17 protein-coding genes are annotated in these 19,654 nt (G+C 61.1%); 7 read left to right on the top strand and 10 right to left on the bottom strand.

The window, feature by feature from the left end; all coding sequences use genetic code 11:
• The coding region (locus PMI26_RS14105; protein ID WP_007975139.1) for a vWA domain-containing protein at nucleotides 1–1,427 on the top strand (1,427 nt) is incomplete at its 5' end.
• A 32-nt stretch (nucleotides 1,428–1,459) separates the two neighbouring features.
• Here the strand turns inward: PMI26_RS14105 and PMI26_RS14100 are convergent.
• Nucleotides 1,460–2,380 (bottom strand): LysR substrate-binding domain-containing protein, encoded by a 921-nt coding sequence (locus PMI26_RS14100; RefSeq protein ID WP_007975140.1) that lies wholly within the window; start codon nucleotides 2,378–2,380, stop codon nucleotides 1,460–1,462.
• Between the two features lie 158 nt (nucleotides 2,381–2,538).
• Between PMI26_RS14100 and PMI26_RS14095 the strand changes: the two genes are divergently transcribed.
• A complete protein-coding gene (locus tag PMI26_RS14095; RefSeq protein ID WP_007975142.1) occupies nucleotides 2,539–3,936 on the top strand; it encodes a NorM family multidrug efflux MATE transporter in 1,398 nt (465 codons plus the stop codon).
• 135 nt (nucleotides 3,937–4,071) lie between these two features.
• Here the strand turns inward: PMI26_RS14095 and PMI26_RS14090 are convergent, their stop codons facing one another.
• Entirely contained in the window at nucleotides 4,072–5,745 is a 1,674-nt protein-coding gene (locus PMI26_RS14090; protein ID WP_007975143.1) for a putative bifunctional diguanylate cyclase/phosphodiesterase, read from the bottom strand.
• Nucleotides 5,746–6,009: 264 nt separating this feature from the next.
• Between PMI26_RS14090 and rep the strand changes: the two genes are divergently transcribed.
• A complete protein-coding gene (gene rep / locus PMI26_RS14085; protein ID WP_007975144.1) occupies nucleotides 6,010–8,019 on the top strand; it encodes a DNA helicase Rep in 2,010 nt (669 codons plus the stop codon).
• Nucleotides 8,020–8,074: 55 nt separating this feature from the next.
• The gene (locus tag PMI26_RS14080) at nucleotides 8,075–8,647 is read left to right on the top strand and encodes a xanthine phosphoribosyltransferase (protein WP_007975145.1); all 573 of its coding nucleotides are present in this window, start codon (nucleotides 8,075–8,077) and stop codon (nucleotides 8,645–8,647) included.
• Nucleotides 8,648–8,764: 117 nt separating this feature from the next.
• On the opposite strand, the gene PMI26_RS14075 is transcribed toward PMI26_RS14080, so the two are convergent.
• The 6 genes from PMI26_RS14075 to dadA form a co-directional block, all read right to left on the bottom strand.
• Nucleotides 8,765–10,699 (bottom strand): acetyl-CoA hydrolase/transferase C-terminal domain-containing protein, encoded by a 1,935-nt coding sequence (locus tag PMI26_RS14075; RefSeq protein WP_007975146.1) that lies wholly within the window; start codon nucleotides 10,697–10,699, stop codon nucleotides 8,765–8,767.
• A gap of 262 nt (nucleotides 10,700–10,961) precedes the next feature.
• The gene (locus PMI26_RS14070; protein WP_033047925.1) at nucleotides 10,962–11,384 is read right to left on the bottom strand and encodes a c-type cytochrome; all 423 of its coding nucleotides are present in this window, start codon (nucleotides 11,382–11,384) and stop codon (nucleotides 10,962–10,964) included.
• Nucleotides 11,385–11,566: 182 nt separating this feature from the next.
• Complete coding sequence (locus PMI26_RS14065; protein ID WP_007975150.1) at nucleotides 11,567–12,115, bottom strand: cupin domain-containing protein; 549 nt, start codon at nucleotides 12,113–12,115, stop codon at nucleotides 11,567–11,569.
• Between the two features lie 128 nt (nucleotides 12,116–12,243).
• Nucleotides 12,244–13,317 carry an alanine racemase gene (alr, locus tag PMI26_RS14060; RefSeq protein WP_007975151.1) on the bottom strand — a complete coding sequence of 358 codons (1,074 nt, stop codon included), beginning with the start codon at nucleotides 13,315–13,317 and terminating at the stop codon, nucleotides 12,244–12,246.
• A gap of 99 nt (nucleotides 13,318–13,416) precedes the next feature.
• Complete coding sequence (locus PMI26_RS14055) at nucleotides 13,417–13,770, bottom strand: RidA family protein (protein WP_007975152.1); 354 nt, start codon at nucleotides 13,768–13,770, stop codon at nucleotides 13,417–13,419.
• Nucleotides 13,742–15,046 carry a D-amino acid dehydrogenase gene (gene dadA, locus PMI26_RS14050; RefSeq protein WP_007975154.1) on the bottom strand — a complete coding sequence of 435 codons (1,305 nt, stop codon included), beginning with the start codon at nucleotides 15,044–15,046 and terminating at the stop codon, nucleotides 13,742–13,744. Before dadA ends, PMI26_RS14055 begins: the two co-directional genes overlap by 29 nt.
• A gap of 157 nt (nucleotides 15,047–15,203) precedes the next feature.
• On the opposite strand from dadA, the gene PMI26_RS14045 reads away from it, so the two are divergent.
• Nucleotides 15,204–15,692, top strand: a complete 489-nt coding sequence (locus PMI26_RS14045; RefSeq protein ID WP_007975155.1) for an Lrp/AsnC ligand binding domain-containing protein — start codon at nucleotides 15,204–15,206, stop codon at nucleotides 15,690–15,692.
• Nucleotides 15,693–15,828: 136 nt separating this feature from the next.
• Here PMI26_RS14045 and PMI26_RS14040 read toward each other — a convergent pair whose 3' ends face one another.
• Entirely contained in the window at nucleotides 15,829–16,182 is a 354-nt protein-coding gene (locus PMI26_RS14040) for a YkgJ family cysteine cluster protein (RefSeq protein ID WP_007975156.1), read from the bottom strand.
• Nucleotides 16,183–16,329: 147 nt separating this feature from the next.
• Between PMI26_RS14040 and PMI26_RS14035 the strand changes: the two genes are divergently transcribed.
• A complete protein-coding gene (locus PMI26_RS14035; protein ID WP_007975157.1) occupies nucleotides 16,330–17,637 on the top strand; it encodes an NAD(P)/FAD-dependent oxidoreductase in 1,308 nt (435 codons plus the stop codon).
• Nucleotides 17,638–17,780: 143 nt separating this feature from the next.
• Here the strand turns inward: PMI26_RS14035 and PMI26_RS14030 are convergent, their stop codons facing one another.
• Nucleotides 17,781–18,026: a DUF1127 domain-containing protein gene (locus PMI26_RS14030; protein ID WP_007975158.1), complete on the bottom strand. Its 246-nt coding sequence runs from the start codon at nucleotides 18,024–18,026 to the stop codon at nucleotides 17,781–17,783.
• A gap of 179 nt (nucleotides 18,027–18,205) precedes the next feature.
• Here PMI26_RS14030 and PMI26_RS14025 point away from each other — a divergent pair, with 179 nt between their 5' ends.
• Entirely contained in the window at nucleotides 18,206–19,639 is a 1,434-nt protein-coding gene (locus PMI26_RS14025) for an aminotransferase-like domain-containing protein (RefSeq protein ID WP_007975159.1), read from the top strand.
• The last annotated feature ends 15 nt before the right edge of the window (nucleotides 19,640–19,654 follow it).

Raw genomic sequence — 19,654 nt, forward strand, 5'->3', positions numbered from 1 at the left:
AAAAAGCCACAACGGAGGGGATGAGTGCGCTGCAAGCCAAAGTCGCCCTCATCCAGAAACACTTTCCGCCGACCGTCGCCAGTCTGTTTGCTATCCCGCGGTTGGGCAGCGGTGACGTGCTGGAATGGTGGACCGAACTGGGTGGCCAACCCACGCCCTATGCCGACCTCAACGAGGACGCGCAACGACGCTTGCTGGAAACCTATGAAGTGCGTCAGACGTCCCTCGGACAGTTGGCGGATGAACTGCAAAATCGCGGTCAACCGACGGAAGCGGACGACCTGCGCAGCCTGCTCGGCGCGCCTGAGCTGGGCAAACTCTACAGCCTCAACGGTGAGCCGTTGGTGGTGCGCTGGAACCAGCGCCCGCCCAAACCGATCGTGCCGCCGGTCGTGCCGCCATCGCGTCGTGGCTGGTGGATCGCGGCGGCTTTGCTCGCGCTGCTGTTGCTGCTTCTGGCGCTGTGGCTCTGGTGGTTCCTGCACCGAGAGCCGGTTGTCGTGGTTCCGCCTGTAGCGCCGGTGGCGCCGGTGGTGACGCCGGTTGAGAAACCGGCTGAGCCAGTCCCCGAGCCTGTTGTGGAACCGGAACCGAAACCTGCTCCGGTTCCAGAACCCGCGCCAGAACCGGTACCGGAACCCAAGCCGGTCCCGCCACCAAAACCGGCACCGGAACCCAAGCCGATACCACCACCCAAACCAGTTCCACCACCAAAACCGGTAGTGGCTGCCCCACCACCAGCCCCGACGCTGGACAACTTCGCATGCCGTAAAAATGCGCCGAACGCAGAGATCCCGCAATTCGTGGTGGTGCTCGACACCTCGGGTTCGATGAACTTGAACATCAAGTCAGTGAAAGCCGACGAGGACTGGTACTTCGGTAGTGACCTCAACAAGCTCCTGGACCCGAACCGCACCATGCGGCTCACCGCCAAACCCAGCCGCATGGACGTCGCCAAGGACTCGCTGGCAAGCATGATCAACGGGCTGGACCCGAAGATCGACACACGCCTGATCACCTTCGCCGGCTGCGAAAGAACACCGGACCGGGGAGTGTTCAAGTTCGGCGACCGCCCGCGGCTGATCAACGGGATTCGAGGTCTGGTTCCCGACGACGGCACACCGCTGGCCGACAGCCTGGCCCGCGCGGCGAGTACCGTCGACGGGCGCAATAACGATGCGGTTATCGTGATGTTTGTCGACGGAGAAGACGGTTGCGGGCAGGACGTGTGCGCGGTATCCCGTCGAATCGCCAGGGAACAACCGCGCCTGCGGGTCAATGTAGTGAAAATCGGTGTTGGCGGCCCGTCACGTTGCATCGCTGAAAACACCGGTGGCCGGGTTTACAACAGCACCAACGCGGCCGAACTGGGCAACCAGTTGAAACAGGCAAGCAAGGAATTATCCAGCAATGCCAAGTGCGATTAGCTTGGGGACTGATCCGCCTTGCCCGCGATGATTCAGCTCAGGTGCTCGACCGCCGGTAACTCCATCGCCTGAACCTCTCCCAAGAGGAAATCGCTGAGCCGGCGCAAACGTTCACCTCCGGGACGGGTTTTCGGCCAGACCAGGTAATATTTTTCGCCGCTGGCGACCGCCGTCGGCCACGGTAAACTCAGACGTCCCTGCGCCACATCCTCCGCCACCATCAGCAGATCGCCCATGGACACACCATAGCCTCGCGCAGCAGCGATCATGCCCAGTTCCAGGGTGTCGAACACCTGTCCACCCTTGAGCGACACCTGTTCGGCCAAGCCCATGCGCTCCAGCCAGTTGCGCCAGTCGCGGCGGTCCGGCGTCGGGTGCAGCAACTCGGTGTTGCTCAGGCGCTCGACATCCCAGGGCTGGTCGCCCCGCAGGTTGGGCGCGCCGACCGGGATCAACTCTTCGGGGAACAGGTAAATCGCCTCCCAGTCCGGAGGGAAATGTCCGTTGCTTAACAGCACCGCACAATCGAACGGCTCGTCGTTGAAATCCACGGAATCGACGTCCATCCACGCACTGGTCAGCTGCACTTCGTTACCCGGTTGCAGATGACGGAAGCGACTGAGGCGCGCCAGCAACCAGCGCATGGTCAGGGTCGACGGGGCTTTCATGCGCAGGATGTCGTCTTCGGCGCGCAAGGTATTGCAGGCGCGCTCCAGGGCGGTGAAGCCCTCGCGAATACCCGGCAACAGCAAGCGGGCCGACTCGGTCAGTTGCAGGTTGCGACCGCTGCGGTGAAACAAGCGGCAGGCAAAATGCTCTTCGAGCGTACGAATATGTCGGCTGACCGCACTTTGGGTAATCGACAGTTCTTCCGCGGCCCGGGTAAACGACGTGTGTCGCGCCGCCGCTTCAAATGCGCGCAAGGCATATAAGGGAGGAAGACGACGCGACATCAGGAAAGCTCCTACAGCGGTTTTTGGATACCCTAGCAGAAACTATCCTGCATGAGTTTGAATCATGCTATCCATCCTTTTTATCCCTTTGTGCAAACGCCGCAGAGCGCCGAGAATCGACGCTTTCCTGTCCACTTCTAGAATCGAGCGTGATGACCATGCAGCATCCAGCACGTACTGAACTCTGGGCCATCCTGCGGCTGGCGGGGCCGCTGATTGCCTCGCAGTTGGCGCACATGCTGATGGTCCTCACCGACACCCTGATGATGGCGCGCCTGAGTCCCGAGGCACTGGCCGGTGGCGGGCTCGGCGCGGCGACCTATTCGTTCGTGTCGATCTTCTGCATCGGCGTGATTGCTGCCGTCGGCACTCTGGTGGCGATCCGTCAGGGAGCCGGTGACATTCTCGGGGCGACCCGGCTGACCCAGGCTGGGTTGTGGCTAGCATGGCTGATGGCGCTGGTCGCCGGTTTGCTGCTGTGGAACCTCAAACCGGTGCTGCTGTTGTTCGGCCAGACCGAAAGCAATGTCCAGATGGCCGGGCAGTTTTTGATCTTCCTGCCGTTCGCCCTGCCCGGCTACCTGAGCTTCATGGCCCTGCGCGGGTTCACCAGCGCCATTGGCCGCGCGACACCGGTGATGGTTATCAGCCTGGGCGGAACCGTGGCCAACTTCCTGCTCAACTATGCGCTGATTACCGGCATGTTCGGCCTGCCGAAGCTGGGGCTGATGGGCATCGGGCTGGTCACGGCGATTGTCGCCAACCTGATGGCGCTTGCACTGGCGTGGCACATTCGTCGGCATCCGGCTTATGAGGCCTATCCGCTGCGTCAGGGCCTGTCGCGGCTGAATCGCCAGTACCTGAAGGAGCTGTGGCGTCTGGGTCTGCCGATTGGCGGCACCTACGCGGTGGAAGTCGGGCTGTTTGCCTTCGCCGCGCTGTGCATGGGCACCATGGGCAGCACGCAACTGGGTGCCCACCAGATCGCCCTGCAAATCGTCTCGGTGGCGTTCATGGTGCCGGCGGGGATTTCCTACGCGATCACCATGCGCATCGGTCAGCATTACGGCGCCGGGCAACTGCTGGATGCGCGGCTGGCCGGGCGGGTCGGCATTGCGTTCGGGGCGGCGGCGATGCTGGGTTTCGCCATGGTTTTCTGGCTGTTGCCGAATCAGTTGGTCGGTCTGTTCCTCGACCATAACGACCCGGCGTTCCGCGATGTCATCAACCTCGCCGTGAGCCTGCTGGCGGTGGCGGCATGGTTCGAGCTGTTCGACGGCACGCAAACCATTGCCATGGGCTGCATTCGCGGGCTCAAGGATGCCAAGACCACGTTCCTGGTGGGCCTGGGCTGCTATTGGCTGATTGGCGCTCCGGCGGCGTGGTGGATGGCGTTCCACTTGGACTGGGGGCCAACGGGTGTCTGGTGGGGTCTGGCGCTGGGCCTGGCGTTTGCGGCGGTGAGCCTGACGCTGGGGTTTGAGTGGAAGATGAAGCGGATGATCAAGCGCGAAACGACGTCAGAGCAGCGCTTCGAAGTCGCTCAGCCTGACTGAGATCCCTTGTAGGAGCGAGCCCGCTCGCGATAAATCCGAGAACGCCGCGGGGCACCTGCCAACCAGCGTTATCGTTGACGACCATCGCGAGCAAGCTCGCTCCTACAGGGTTCCGTGGCAACCAACTACTCGTGATCAGATCAGGACTTCCAGCGGCGGCTGCTGGCTGGAGCCAAACATCAGATACTCCACCAGCTCGGCCAACGGCAATGGCCTGCTGATCAAATACCCCTGTACCTGATCGCACTCGAACCCGCGCAGCAGATCCAGTTGCTCCGGCGTCTCCACACCTTCGGCGACCACCTCAAGGTTGAGGTTGTGCGCCAGGTTGATCATCGCGTGAACCAGTTTGCGGTTCTCCTCACGCTGCTCCATACCACCGACAAAGCTCTTGTCGATCTTCAGCAAAGTGATCGGCAGGCTGTTGAGGTGCACGAACGACGAGAACCCGGTGCCAAAGTCGTCGAGGGAGAAGCGCACACCGAGGCGCCCGAGGGCGTCCATGGTCTGCTTGACCAGGTCGCTGCGGCGCATCACGGCCGTTTCGGTCAGTTCGAACTCCAGCCACTGCGCCTCGACGCCGCGCTCGGCAATCAGGCGGCTCAGGGTCGACAGCAACTGGCTGTCCTGGAACTGCCGGAACGACAGGTTGATCGCCATATGCAACGGCGGCAAACCCAGTTCAAGCAGCGCCTGCATGTCGCGCAAGGCCCGGGAAATCACCCAGTAGCCCAGCGGCACGATCAGGCCGCTTTGCTCGGCCAGCGGCACGAATTCGCTTGGAGGCAGCAAGCCGCGCTCGGCATGGCGCCAGCGCACCAATGCTTCGAGGCCGACGATCTGTCCGTCTTCTAGGTTCAGGCGTGGCTGGTAGTGCAACTCCAGCTCGTCGCGGCGCAGTGCCCGGCGCAGTTCGGTTTCGAGGTCGGCGATGCTGCGGGCATTGCGATTGATGCGCTCGTTGAAAATGTGAAAGGTGCAACCTTGCGTGCTTTTGGCCTGCTGCATGGCAATGTGCGCGTGCCACATCAGCGGGTCCGCGCCGGCCTGGGCCCGGGCGTGGGCAATGCCCAGGCTGGAGCCGATCAACAAGCTTTCGCCATCGATCCAATAGGGCTCGGCCAGCGCTTCGCTGATGCGCTCGGCCATCCACTCGGCACGCTGAGGAGCGCGACGGGTGTCGATCAACAGCGCGAATTCATCGCTGCCCAGGCGCGCGAGTTGATCGCCGGCTTCAAGCTGGCTCTTGAGCCGCGCCACCACTTGCAGAATCAGGCGGTCACCGGCCTGATGGCCGAGGGCGTCATTGGCATAACGAAAGTTGTCGAGGTCGAGATGACCGAGGGCCAGGCCGCGACCGTCGTTTTCCGCCAACCGCGCCGTCAACAGGGTCTGGAAGCCCTGGCGGTTGGCGATGCCGGTGAGCGGATCTTGCTCGGCCAGGCGTTGCAGGGTGTTTTCCAGCACGCCACGTTCGCGCACATGGCGCAGGCAACGGCGCAACATGCCCGGATCGAGATGATCGCGCACCAGCCAGTCACTTACACCGTCGGGCGGGGTCAGCGGCTCATGGTCGAGCAGCAACACCGTCGGCAGGCTGCAACGGCCCGGCGCCGGTTGAAGTTGCGGGATGGTCAATAACACCGCGCTGCGGTTGTCATCGAACAGGCTGCTGACCGACTCCCAACTCGGCGCGCTGATGAGCACGGCCGAGCTCCCCATCGGAGCCAGACACTCGCGCAACAACGCTGCCCACGCTGGCTCTTCGGCCAGTAGCAGCAAACGCAAGGGTTCGACAGGCGTAGACAAGCTAGCTCCCTAGACTCTGCAAAGATGTAGGCGACGGGCATTATGCAGTCCCGATGACCAATGACAATGACATCAGTTATCAAAACGAGCCCTTTGTATCCGGAATTACGAACATTAGCCGCAAATTCGTTGCGCATCCTGCGTGAAAGTAACAAAACCGGCAATTACAGATAGCGTGGTACGTCACAAGTCGGACAGAGCAGCACAATTCGCTGAGCCTGTTAAAATGCCGGCCCATTTCGTGACTGACTCCTGAATTTACCTATGTCCCGACTCAATCCCCGGCAGCAAGAAGCCGTGAGCTACGTCGGCGGCCCTCTTTTGGTGCTCGCCGGTGCAGGCTCCGGCAAGACCAGTGTGATCACGCGCAAAATCGCGCACCTGATCCAGAACTGCGGCATCCGCGCCCAGTACATCGTCGCCATGACCTTTACCAACAAGGCCGCCCGCGAGATGAAGGAGCGGGTCGGCACCCTGCTGCGTGCCGGTGAAGGTCGCGGGCTGACGGTCTGCACCTTCCACAACCTGGGCCTGAACATCATCCGCAAGGAACACGTGCGGCTGGGCTACAAACCGGGCTTCTCGATCTTCGACGAGACCGACGTCAAAGCCCTGATGACCGACATCATGCAGAAGGAATACTCGGGCGACGACGGTGTCGACGAGATCAAGAACATGATCGGCGCCTGGAAAAACGACCTGATCCTGCCGGCCCAGGCCCTGGAAAACGCGCGCAATCCCAAGGAGCAGACCGCCGCCATCGTCTACACCCACTACCAGCGCACGCTCAAGGCGTTCAACGCAGTGGACTTCGACGACCTGATCCTGCTGCCGGTGAAGCTGTTCGAAGAACACGCCGACATCCTGGAAAAGTGGCAGAACAAGGTGCGCTACCTGCTGGTCGACGAATACCAGGACACCAACGCCAGCCAGTACCTGCTGGTGAAAATGCTCATCGGCAAACGCAACCAGTTCACTGTGGTGGGCGACGACGACCAGTCGATCTACGCCTGGCGCGGTGCCCGCCCGGAAAACCTGATGCTGCTCAAGGAAGACTACCCGTCCTTGAAAGTGGTGATGCTGGAGCAGAACTACCGCTCCACTAGCCGCATCCTGCGCTGCGCCAACGTGCTGATCTCGAACAACCCCCACGAATTCGAAAAGCAGCTGTGGAGTGAAATGGGCCACGGCGACGAGATCCGCGTGATCCGCTGCCGCAACGAGGACGCCGAGGCCGAGCGTGTGGCCATGGAAATCCTCAGCCTGCACTTGCGCACCGACCGCCCGTACAGCGATTTCGCGATCCTCTATCGCGGCAACTACCAGGCCAAGCTGATCGAGCTGAAATTGCAGCACCACCAGGTGCCGTATCGCCTGTCCGGCGGCAACAGCTTTTTCGGCCGTCAGGAAGTGAAAGACCTGATGGCCTACTTCCGCCTGATCGTGAACCCGGATGACGACAACGCCTTCCTGCGGGTGATCAACGTGCCGCGCCGCGAGATCGGTTCGACCACGCTGGAGAAGCTCGGCAACTATGCCACCGAGCGCAAGATCTCGATGTACGCCGCCACCGACGAAATCGGCCTGGGCGAGCATCTGGACAGCCGCTTCACCGATCGCCTGTCGCGCTTCAAGCGTTTCATGGACAGGGTGCGCGAGCAGTGCGCCGGCGAAGACCCGATCTCCGCGCTGCGCAGCATGGTCATGGACATCGACTACGAGAACTGGCTGCGCACCAACAGCTCCAGCGACAAGGCCGCCGATTACCGCATGGGTAACGTCTGGTTCCTGATCGAAGCGCTGAAGAACACCCTGGAAAAAGACGAAGAAGGCGAAATGACCGTCGAGGACGCCATCGGCAAACTCGTCCTGCGTGACATGCTCGAGCGTCAGCAGGAAGAGGAAGACGGCGCCGAAGGCGTGCAGATGATGACCTTGCATGCGTCCAAGGGCCTGGAATTCCCCTACGTGTTCATCATGGGCATGGAGGAGGAAATCCTCCCGCACCGTTCCAGCATCGAAGCCGACACCATCGAAGAAGAACGTCGCCTGGCCTACGTGGGCATTACCCGCGCGCGCCAGACCCTGGCCTTCACCTTCGCGGCCAAGCGCAAGCAGTACGGCGAGATCATCGATTGCGCGCCGAGCCGCTTTCTCGATGAGTTGCCGCCGGACGATCTGGCCTGGGAAGGCAACGACGACACACCGACCGAAGTCAAAGCCGTGCGGGGCAACAACGCATTGGCAGATATACGCGCGATGTTAAAGCGCTAGAATTGACCACTTTTATATGACCTTCGGCGCACAGGCGCCAAAAGAGGACAGCTTCATGGAAGCCCTGCACCAGAAAATTCGCGAACAAGGCATTGTGCTTTCCGACCAGGTCCTGAAGGTCGACGCCTTTCTGAACCACCAGATCGACCCGGCCCTGATGAAGCTGATCGGCGACGAATTCGCCACGCTGTTCAAGGACTCGGGCATCACCAAGATCGTCACCATCGAAGCCTCGGGCATCGCCCCGGCGATCATGACCGGTCTGAACCTCGGCGTGCCGGTGATCTTCGCCCGCAAGCATCAGTCCCTGACCCTCACCGAAAACCTGCTGTCGGCGACCGTGTACTCGTTCACCAAGCAGACCGAAAGCACCGTGGCCATCTCCCCGCGCCACCTGACCAGCAGCGACCGCGTGCTGATCATCGATGACTTCTTGGCCAACGGTAAGGCGTCCCAGGCGCTGATTTCGATCATCAAACAGGCCGGCGCTACCGTGGCGGGCCTGGGCATCGTGATCGAGAAGTCGTTCCAGGGCGGCCGTGCGGAGCTGGATTCGCAGGGTTATCGCGTGGAGTCGTTGGCTCGCGTGAAGTCGCTGGCAGATGGTGTCGTGACCTTCATCGAGTAAGCCGTCACACCGCAATTCCCCCTGTGGGAGCGGGCTTGCTCGCGAAGGCGGTGTGTCAGTCAAAAATCAGTCGACTGACACACCGCCTTCGCGAGCAAGCCCGCTCCCACATTTGATTTATGTTGGCTGTAATTGCGCGGTGGCCTTCAGGCCGGTGAGCAGCAACCGCTGATACAACTCCTCCTTCAGTCCTTCAGGATTGGCCAGCTGCATGCGCTCCAGATGCCCCGGGAACGCTGCTGCCTCCGGCGCATCCAGCGCCGCCTTGCCCAGCTCCAGCACCTCGCTCAGCTTGAACTTGCTCTTGAGCCAGTTCAGCGCCCGCAACACATCTCGCTCGACCTCGGTGAAATCACAGCCCAGCGGATACTCCGGAAAAAGCCGCGGATGCCGCGCCTGGATCTCCTGCAAACGCTGCGGACTGTTATCGGCAAAGCGTGGATCGAGACAGAAGTCCTTGGGCAATTTCCCGACCTTCTGCGCCTGTTCAATCAACCCCGACTGAAAACGCGAGTCGCTGATATTGAGCAAGGCTTCGATCACTGCCGCATCGGTTTTGCCACGAAGATCGGCAATGCCATACTCGGTCACCACCATGTCCCGCAAGTGCCGGGGTATCGTGCAGTGGCCATACGCCCAGACGATGTTCGAGCTGACGTCGCCGCCAGACTCACGCCAGCTGCGCAGCAGCAACACCGAACGCGCGCCTGGCAGCGCATGCCCCTGAACCACGAAGTTGTACTGCCCGCCAACGCCACTGAGCACACGTCCGTCTTCGAGCTGATCCGCCACCGCGGCACCGAGCAAGGTCACAGTGAACGCGGTGTTGATGAACCGTGCATCCAGGCGCTGCAAGCGCTTGAGTTCTTCCTGGCCGTAGAGCTCGTTGATGTAGCTGATGCGGGTCATGTTGAATTCGAGCCGCTTGTTTTGGGGCAATTCGCGCAAGCGTTCGTAGTAGCTGCGCGGACCAAGGAAGAAACCGCCGTGCACCGAGATGCCATCGGTTTGCGCAGCCTCGTCGAGGGTGCCGGCATTCGCCTGCTGCTGGGTCGCCACGTCCGGATAAACCTTGCGCCGTACGATTCCGGCATCGGCCAGCACCAACAAGCCGTTGACGAACATTTCGCTGCAGCCATACAGGCCTTTGGCGAAGGGTTCGATGCCACCTTGGCGCTCGATCAGTTGCGCCCAGTGGCTGAGGTTTACGTCGGCCAGTAACGCCTTGTAAGCGTCGTTGTCCGCTTGCCGCGTCAGCAGCGCCGCCGTCAGCGCATCGCCCATGGAACCGATGCCGATCTGCAAGGTGCCACCATCACGCACCAGGGTGCTGGCATGCAAGCCGATGAAATGATCCTGACACCCCACCGGCATGTTCGGTGTGGAAAACAGTGTGGTGTGGTCTTTCTCATCGATCAGCAGGTCGAAGGTGTCGATGCCGAGCTCCGCATCGCCGGGCATGTAAGGCAGATCGTTGTGCACCTGGCCGACCATCAGGATGGTTTCTCCGGCGGCGCGGCGCTTGGCGATCATCGGCAACAGGTCGAGGGTGATGTCGGGGTTGCAGCTCAGGCTCAAGCGGTCGGGATGCTCGGCATGGCTGGCCACCAGTTGCGCCACCAGGTTCAACCCGGCGGCGTTGATGTCCCGCGCCGCATGGCTGTAGTTGCTGCTGACGTAATCCTGCTGTGCCGTGGCACTGTTGAGCAGGCTGCCGGGCTGCATGAAAAACTGCTGGATGTGGATGTTGCCCGGGAGTTGATCGCGACGCAGATCGGCGAGGAAATCCAGCTCCGGATAATCGCCGAAAACCCGTTCGACAAAGGGTTCGAGGAAGCGCTTTTGCAGTCCGTCGCCCAAGGGCGGGCGGCCAAGGCACAACGCGGTGTAGATCGTCAGCCGCCGCTCGGGCAACTGTGCGATTCGTCGATACAGCGCGTTGACGAAGTGATTGGGTTTGCCCAACCCCAGAGGCAGGCCCATGTGGATATGCGCCGGCAACCGCGCCAAGACGTCATCGACTGCCTGTTCGATAGAGCACAGCTGAACCATCGGATCCTCCCTCACGTTCCATGACTTGGGTTTGGACCGAGATTGCCGGGTCTTTGCTGCAATGAACAGCCTGTACCGGCCAACCGCCCGACACAAATACCTCTGTAGGAGCGAGCTCGCTCGCGATGGTCGTCAACGATAACGCGGCGAGCCTGACACCCCACGGCGCCTTCAAATTCTTCGCGAGCAAGCTCGCTCCTACAGGGATTGGGGGGCACAAAAAAACCGTCCGAAGACGGTTTTTTTGCGGAAGATCTGGCGCTTACTTCAAGCCGGACATCTTCTGGATGGCGCCTTTGAGCTCGGCATCGGAGCAGTCGGCGCAAGTGCCTTTAGGCGGCATCGAGTTGATACCGGTAATGGCCTTGGCCAGGATGCCGTCGAGGCCGCCCTGGTGATCGGCGCGTTCTTTCCAGGCGGCAGCATCACCGATTTTCGGTGCGCCCAACAGACCTGAACCGTGGCAAGCGTTGCAATGTTTTGCAATCACTTCATCCGGGGTTTTTGCACCGCCACCGCCGCCGGCGGAAGCGGCCACTTCCATGCCCTTGCACTCTTTACCCTGAACACAGACCTGGCCGACTGGCTCAAGGCGTTTGGCGATATCGTCGTTGGTCGCAGCCTGAGCGCTGACACTGACAGCCCATAGGGCCAATACGGTTGCTGGTGCAGCCAGCATTTTCATAATTAGGTTCACGCGTTCACCCTCAATGGTGGCTAGTCACGCCTACGGCCACGGTTCGCAGGCGGGCGCAAGTATAGCGGTAAGCCCGTCGCACTGAAACAACCCCAAAGTCGCAAGGGTCTTAGGCTGCGGCGGAAAAACGGCCCGGGCGCCTCTGCGATGCTGGCAGGACGCCTCTTTTCTTAGAAATTCGCCGGCGTGGCTGCGCTGATTAGTCGCGCAGGCGCATCGAACGGATTCCGGAAACGGTGTGGCTTGGTACTTTCAAAGTAGTAGCTATCACCGGCTTCGAGGACAAAAGTTTCGAGACCGACCACCAGTTCCAGTTTTCCTTCGACCAGGATGCCGGTTTCCTCACCCTCATGGGTGAGCATCTCGTCACCGGTGTCGGCGCCTGGCGGATAGATTTCATTGAGGAATGCGATAGCCCGGCTCGGGTGCGCCCGGCCGACCAGTTTCATGGTCACGGCGCCATCGGAAATATCGATCAGCTCATTGGCCTTGTAGACGATCTGGGTCGGCTTTTCCTGCAGGATTTCTTCGGAAAAGAACTCGACCATGGACATGGGAATCCCGCCCAACACCTTGCGCAACGAACTGATCGAAGGGCTCACGCTGTTCTTTTCGATCATCGAAATGGTGCTGTTGGTGACGCCCGCCCTTTTGGCGAGCTCACGCTGGGAAAGGCCTTTGAGCCTACGGATGGATTGCAGTCGTTCACCGACGTCCAAAGCTTGCGCCTCCAGGATTCAAGATTATTGGAATAGTGGACGTTATCATGGCGACAGCGTTCAGTATTTACAACACCTTGACCTGAATCCTGCTCAGCGAGGCGACTTCCGGTCTGGAGCCTTGCGCACTAAGCCCCGGAATAGAGCAGTGGCACCCGGCGCAGGTTGCAGAAAATCTGGTACGGAATCGTCCCGGCTGCCATGGCTACATCGCTGGCAAGGATGTTTTTGCCCCACAACTCGACGGTCGAACCGAGACCGGCCTGCGGTACATCGGTCAGGTCGATGCAGAGCATGTCCATCGACACCCGGCCGATCAACTGGCTGCGCTGCCCGGCAACCAGCACGGGGGTGCCGGTCGGTGCCAGACGCGGGTAGCCGTCGGCGTAACCCATGGCCACCACACCAATGCGCATCGGTTTAGGCGTGATAAATCTGGCGCCGTAACCGACTGGCTCGCCAGCCGGCAGTTCGCGGACACTGATGACTTTCGACTCCAGGGTCATGACCGGTTGCAGGCGGGATGCCACTTCGTGGGCCTCTTCGAACGGCGTGGCGCCATAGAGCATGATGCCGGGACGTACCCAATCGCTCGGAATCTGCGGCCAACCGAGCACCGCCGGCGAGTTGCGCAGGCTGACCTCGGCGGACAAGCCCTTGCGCGCAGCTTCAAATACCGCCACCTGATCGGCACTGGCCTGTTCGTGCAGTTCATCGGCACGCGCAAAGTGGCTCATCAGCACGACCTTTGCGACCTTGCCGCTGGCCAGCAGCCGTTGATAGGCGGCCTGATAATCCGCCGGGTGCAGCCCGACGCGGTGCATGCCCGAATCGAGTTTCAGCCACACGGTGATCGGCTTGCTCAACGCCGCTTTCTCGATGGCTTCGAGTTGCCACAGCGAATGCACCACGCACCAGAAATCATGCTCGACGATCAGCGCCAGCTCATCGGCTTCGAAAAAACCTTCCAGCAGCAGGACAGGAGCACGAATGCCCGCCGCCCGCAGCTCCAGCGCCTCTTCGATGCAGGCCACGGCAAACCCGTCCGCCTCGGCTTCCAGCGCCTGGGCGCAACGCACCGCGCCATGGCCATAGGCATCGGCCTTGATCACCGCGAGGGCCTTGGCCCCCGTGAGTTCGCGGGCGATTCGGTAGTTGTTGCGCAGGGCTTGAAGGTCGATCAGGGCACGGGCAGGACGCATGGCGGCACACTTCTGGTCGGGTTATCGGGAAGAAAAACCGGCGCTGGCTGACAGCGTGAACCACCAACAGCACCGGGAGAGGGATCTTTTCTGACAGGCTTATGGCAGAGCGGCTACAACTGACAGCTCGACCAGGATTTCCGGTTCGCACAATTTCGCTTCAACGGTGGCACGGGCCGGGGCAACGCCTTTTGGCAGCCAGTTGTCCCATACCGCGTTCATGCCTTCGAAATGCGCATCGATGTCTTTCAGGTAAATCGTCACCGACAGCAGGTTGTGCTTGTCGGTGCCGGCCAGATCGAGCAAGCGCTCGATGTTGGCGAGGGTTTCACGGGTCTGCTGTTCAATCCCGGCGTTCATGTCGTCGCCTACCTGTCCGGCCAGGTAAACCGTGCCGTTATGGGTGACGATCTGACTCATGCGCTCATTGGTGAGCTGGCGCTGGACTGACATGCTTTGCAGACTCCTGGGTTTTGTTGCCATAACGGGAAATATCGAGGCCTTCGGCGCTGATCTGCGGCTTTTTCTTCGCCATCAGGTCGGCCAGCAAACGGCCGGAACCGCAAGCCATGGTCCAGCCGAGCGTGCCGTGACCGGTGTTCAGGAACAGGTTCTTGAACGGGGTGGCGCCAACGATCGGCGTGCCGTCCGGAGTGGTCGGACGCAGACCGGTCCAGAAGCTGGCCTGGGCCAGATCGCCGCCCTGAGGATAAAGATCGTTGACGATCATCTCCAGGGTTTCGCGGCGACGCGGGTTCAGCGACAGGTCAAAACCGGCGATTTCAGCCATGCCGCCAACGCGGATGCGGTTGTCGAAACGGGTGATCGCGACCTTGTAGGTCTCGTCGAGAATGGTCGAGGTCGGGGCCATCGCCGAGTTGGTGATCGGCACAGTCAGGGAGTAGCCCTTGAGCGGGTACACCGGCGCCTTGATCCCCAGCGGCTTGAGCAGTTGTGGCGAGTAGCTGCCCAGGGCCAGTACGTAGCGGTCGGCGGTTTCCAGCTTGCCATCGATCCACACGCCATTGATGCGGTCACCGGCGAAGTCCAGACGCTGAATGTCCTGGCCGAAACGGAATTGCACACCGAGGTTCGCGGCCATTTCTGCGAGCTTGGTGGTGAACATCTGGCAGTCACCAGTCTGATCGTTCGGCAGGCGCAGGGCACCGGCGAGGATGTCAGTCACGCTGGCCAGCGCCGGCTCAACGCGGGCAATGCCTTCACGGTCGAGCAGTTCGAACGGCACGCCGGACTCTTTCAGCACGGCGATGTCTTTCGCGGCGCCGTCCAGTTGAGCCTGGGTGCGGAACAGTTGGGTGGTGCCGAGGCTGCGGCCTTCGTAGGCGATGCCGGTTTCGGCACGCAGTTCATCGAGGCAGTCACGGCTGTACTCGGACAGACGGACCATACGCTCCTTGTTCACCGCGTAACGGCTGGCGGTGCAATTGCGCAGCATCTGTGCCATCCACAGGTACTGGTCGATGTCGGCAGTGGCCTTGATTGCCAGGGGCGCATGGCGCTGCAACAGCCACTTGATGGCCTTGAGCGGCACACCCGGTGCGGCCCACGGCGAGGCATAACCCGGCGAGACCTGCCCGGCGTTGGCGAAACTGGTCTCCATGGCAGCAGCCGGCTGCCGGTCGACGACCACCACTTCAAACCCGGCACGGGCCAGATAATAAGCACTGGTGGTACCGATGACGCCGCTGCCCAAGACCATGACGCGCATTTTCATATCCCTCATCGCGGCTAACCGCTGACGTTTGTTGTTCAGAGCTTTAGATGCGCGCAGTGTAAAAAAGATTTGCCAGTGCATTTCACTATATAAGCGCCTATATTTGGCGACAATTCTCGGCAAAAACCCTTTTCACGGAGGCGCATCCCCTATGCGTACCAACACTCAGACCAAACGTGAGCTGGACAAGATCGACCGCAACATCCTGCGGATCCTGCAAGCGGACGGGCGGATTTCCTTTACCGAGCTGGGGGAGAAGGTCGGGCTCTCGACCACGCCCTGTACTGAGCGGGTCCGGCGTCTGGAGCGCGAGGGGATCATCATGGGCTACAACGCCAGGCTCAATCCGCAACACCTGAAGGGTAGTCTGCTGGTGTTCGTCGAGATCAGCCTGGATTACAAATCCGGCGATACGTTCGAAGAGTTCCGACGCGCGGTGCTGAAATTGCCCCATGTACTGGAGTGTCATCTGGTGTCAGGGGATTTCGACTACCTGGTGAAGGCGCGGATTTCCGAGATGGCTTCGTACCGCAAATTGCTGGGCGACATCCTGCTCAAGCTGCCCCATGTGCGGGAATCCAAGAGCTATATCGTGATGGAAGAGGTGAAGGAGAGTTTGACTTTGCCGATTCCGGATTGAGATTGGCGGTGCCTGTTCAGCCGCTTTCGCGAGCAAGCCCGCTCCCACAGTTAATCCGTGTCGAACATAAACTTTGTGTTGACTGAAGATCCAATGTGGGAGCGGGCTTGCTCGCGAAGGCAGCGACTCGATCTATCTAGACCAACACCTGCCGTGTACTGGCCATATACTCGAACACCTGTTTCTCCACCCGCGGATGAATCAACTCCACCGGCCCGCGCCCATTCGGGCATGGCAAGGTCTTGGTGGTACCGAACAACCGGCAGATCAGCGGCCGTTCGTCATACACAGTGCAGCCATTGGGCCCCAGATGCACACAGTTGAGCTCTTCCATGGCGGCATCCTGCTCGGCGCGCGTCTTGCGCGGCAGGCGCGACATTTCTTCCGGCGAGGTGGTCACCGGCCCGCAGCAGTCATGGCAGCCGGGCACGCACTCGAATGAGGGAATCTGTTGGCGCAATGTGCGGATTGTCTGGCTGTTGCAGCTCATTGCAGCGGTGACCCAAAGCGGAATAGAGCGCGATTCTGACGCAAAAGCCCCGATCCAGACAGCACCAGCCGACCAATGTTGCCCGTCCGGGAAGGTCCGGCTTATGCTCCGTCGAATTTTCTAAACACAAGAACCAGGAACACGCACATGACCCCACGTGCTCAACAGCCTGCTCTGAACCACACCACGTCCTACTACGCCGCCACCAGCCTGCCGCAGCCCGAACTCCCGGTGCTCAAAGGCGAATTGCTGGCCGATGTCTGCGTGGTGGGCGGCGGGTTTTCGGGGTTGAACACGGCGCTTGAGCTGGCCGAACGCGGCCTCAGCGTAGTGTTGCTTGAAGCCCACAGAATGGGTTGGGGCGCCAGTGGACGCAATGGCGGGCAACTCATTCGTGGCGTCGGCCACGGCCTGGACCAGTTCACCAATGTCCTCGGCGCCGAAGGCGTGCGGCAAATGAAACTCATGGGCCTGGAAGCCGTGGAAATCGTCCGGCAACGGGTCGAGCGCTTCCAGATCCCCTGCGACCTGACCTGGGGTTACTGCGACCTCGCCAACAAGCCACGCGACCTTGAAGGGTTCGCCGAGGATGCCGAAGAACTGCGTAGCCTCGGATATCGCTACGAGACCCGTTTGCTGCAAGCCCATGAGATGCACACCGTGGTCGGTTCCACACGGTACGTCGGCGGCCTGATCGATATGGGCTCGGGGCACCTGCACCCACTGAACCTGGTTCTGGGTGAAGCAGCGGCGGCGCAACGACTGGGAGTCCGACTGTTTGAGCGGTCGGCCGTGACCCGCATCGACTATGGCCCCGAGGTCAAGGTCCATACCGCCGAGGGCTCGGTGCGCGCCAAGACCCTGGTGCTGGGCTGCAACGCCTATCTCAACAACCTCAATCCGGAACTCAGCGGTAAAGTCCTGCCCGCCGGCAGCTACATCATTGCCACCGAACCACTGAGCGAGGAACAGGCCCACGCCCTGCTGCCGCAGAACATGGCGGTCTGTGACCAACGGGTGGCGCTGGACTACTACCGGCTCTCGGCGGACCGCCGCCTGCTGTTTGGTGGCGCTTGCCATTACTCCGGCCGCGACCCGAAAGACATTGCCGCGTACATGCGCCCGAAAATGCTCGAGGTTTTCCCGCAGCTGAGCGCAGTGAAGATCGATTATCAATGGGGCGGCATGATCGGCATCGGCGCCAACCGCCTGCCGCAGATCGGCCGGCTCAAGGACCAGCCGAATGTGTATTACGCCCAGGCCTATTCCGGTCATGGCGTGAATGCCACGCACCTGGCCGGCAAGCTGCTGGCCGAAGCCATCAGCGGCCAGCACAGCGGCGGCTTCGATCTGTTCGCCCGAGTGCCGCACATCACCTTCCCCGGCGGCAAGCATTTGCGCTCGCCGTTGCTCGCGTTGGGGATGTTGTGGCATCGGCTGAAAGAGTTGGTCTGAAGGTTTGGCGGGGCCTGTACCGGCGCCATCGCGAGCAAGCTCGCTCCCACAGTGTTTGGCGGTGTTCACAAGATTTGTGTTCACCACCGCTCCTTGTGGGAGCGAGCTTGCTCGCGATGAGGCCCTGAAGAACACTGCAAAGCTCAGATCCGCCAGAAAGGCTTCAGCCCCTCCTCCAGCGCCTGCTCCCGCGTCAGTCCGACATCCTTGAGCTGATCCGGTGTCAGCGCCAGCAACGCCTTGCGCGTGTGCAGCCGGCGCCAGAACTGATCCCAACGACTCTGGCCGGACAACGCATTGTGCATGCCCGCCTCCCGCGCGCCGTTGTTCTGCCCTGTCGCCAGTTCCTGACTGTGTAATGTCAGCCGCACATCGCTCAAACCGTTCATCTTGGATGCTCCTGTTTACTTGGGTAGCCAGAGGTTCCATGATGCGCGGGCGCGAAAAAGCATTACAGATTCAAAGCAACTGTATTAACTCCATACAGTTTTGCCGATTCTGCCACTGAATCCCGATTTTTCGCCTGATCTGTACTGGTTAACCGAATCACCCCTATCGAGGCTGCACCATGACCCTTTACGTCAACCTGGCCGAACTGCTCGGCACGCGTATCGAACAGGGCTTCTATCGCCCCGGTGACCGGCTGCCCTCGGTACGGGCGCTGAGCGTCGAGCATGGCGTCAGCCTGAGCACGGTGCAGCAGGCCTATCGGGTGCTGGAAGACAGCGGGCTGGCCACGCCACGTCCCAAGTCAGGGTACTTCGTCCCGGCCAGCCGCGAACTGCCGGATTTACCGGCAGTCGGCCGCCCGGCCCAACGGCCGGTGGACATCTCCCAATGGGATCAGGTGCTGGAGTTGATTCGCGCCGTGCCGCGCAAAGACGTGGTGCAACTGGGCCGCGGCATGCCGGACATCACCAGTCCAACCATGAAACCCCTGTTGCGCGACCTGGCGCGGATCAGCCGGCGGCAGGACATGCCCGGTCTGTATTACGACAACATCCACGGCAACCTCGAACTGCGCGAACAGATCGCCCGCCTGATGCTCGATTCCGGCTGCCAGTTGGGCGCCAGCGACCTGGTAGTGACCACCGGTTGCCACGAAGCGCTGTCCACCAGCATTCGCGCGATCTGCGAACCGGGAGACATTGTGGCGGTGGACTCGCCGAGCTTTCACGGTGCGATGCAGACCCTCAAGGGCCTGGGCATGAAGGCATTGGAAATCCCCACCGATCCACTGACCGGCATCAGCCTCGAAGCGCTGGAACTGGCCCTGGAGCAGTGGCCGATCAAGGTCATACAGCTGACCCCCAACTGCAACAACCCGCTGGGCTACATCATGCCCGAGTCACGAAAACGCGCGTTGTTGACGCTTGCGCAGCGGTTTGACGTGGCGATCATCGAGGACGATGTGTATGGCGAACTGGCTTACACCTATCCACGCCCGCGCACGATCAAGTCCTTCGACGAGGACGGTCGCGTCCTGTTGTGCAGTTCGTTTTCCAAGACCCTGGCGCCGGGCCTGCGCATCGGCTGGGTCGCGCCCGGCCGCTATCTGGAGCGGGTGCTGCACATGAAATACATCAGCACCGGCTCTACCGCGCCACAACCGCAGATCGCCATCGCCGAATTTCTCAAGGGCGGCCATTTCGAACCGCACTTGCGGCGGATGCGCACACAATACCAGCGCAATCGCGACATGATGATCGACTGGGTAACCCGCTATTTCCCGACCGGCACCCGCGCCAGTCGCCCACAGGGCAGCTTCATGCTGTGGGTTGAACTGCCGGAAGGCTTCGACACCCTGAAACTGAATCGCGCCTTGCACGACCAGGGCGTACAGATTGCCGTGGGCAGTATTTTTTCCGCCTCCGGCAAATACCGCAATTGCCTGCGCATGAACTACGCTGCCAAGCCAACACCGCAGATCGAAGAGGCGGTGCGCAAGGTCGGTGCGACAGCGATCAAACTGCTGGCGGAAACCGATCAGCTCAGCGACTGACTTTTATTCTGGATT

The organism is Pseudomonas sp. GM33 (assembly GCF_000282295.1).
In the GTDB taxonomy this organism is placed as follows: domain Bacteria; phylum Pseudomonadota; class Gammaproteobacteria; order Pseudomonadales; family Pseudomonadaceae; genus Aquipseudomonas; species Aquipseudomonas laurylsulfatiphila.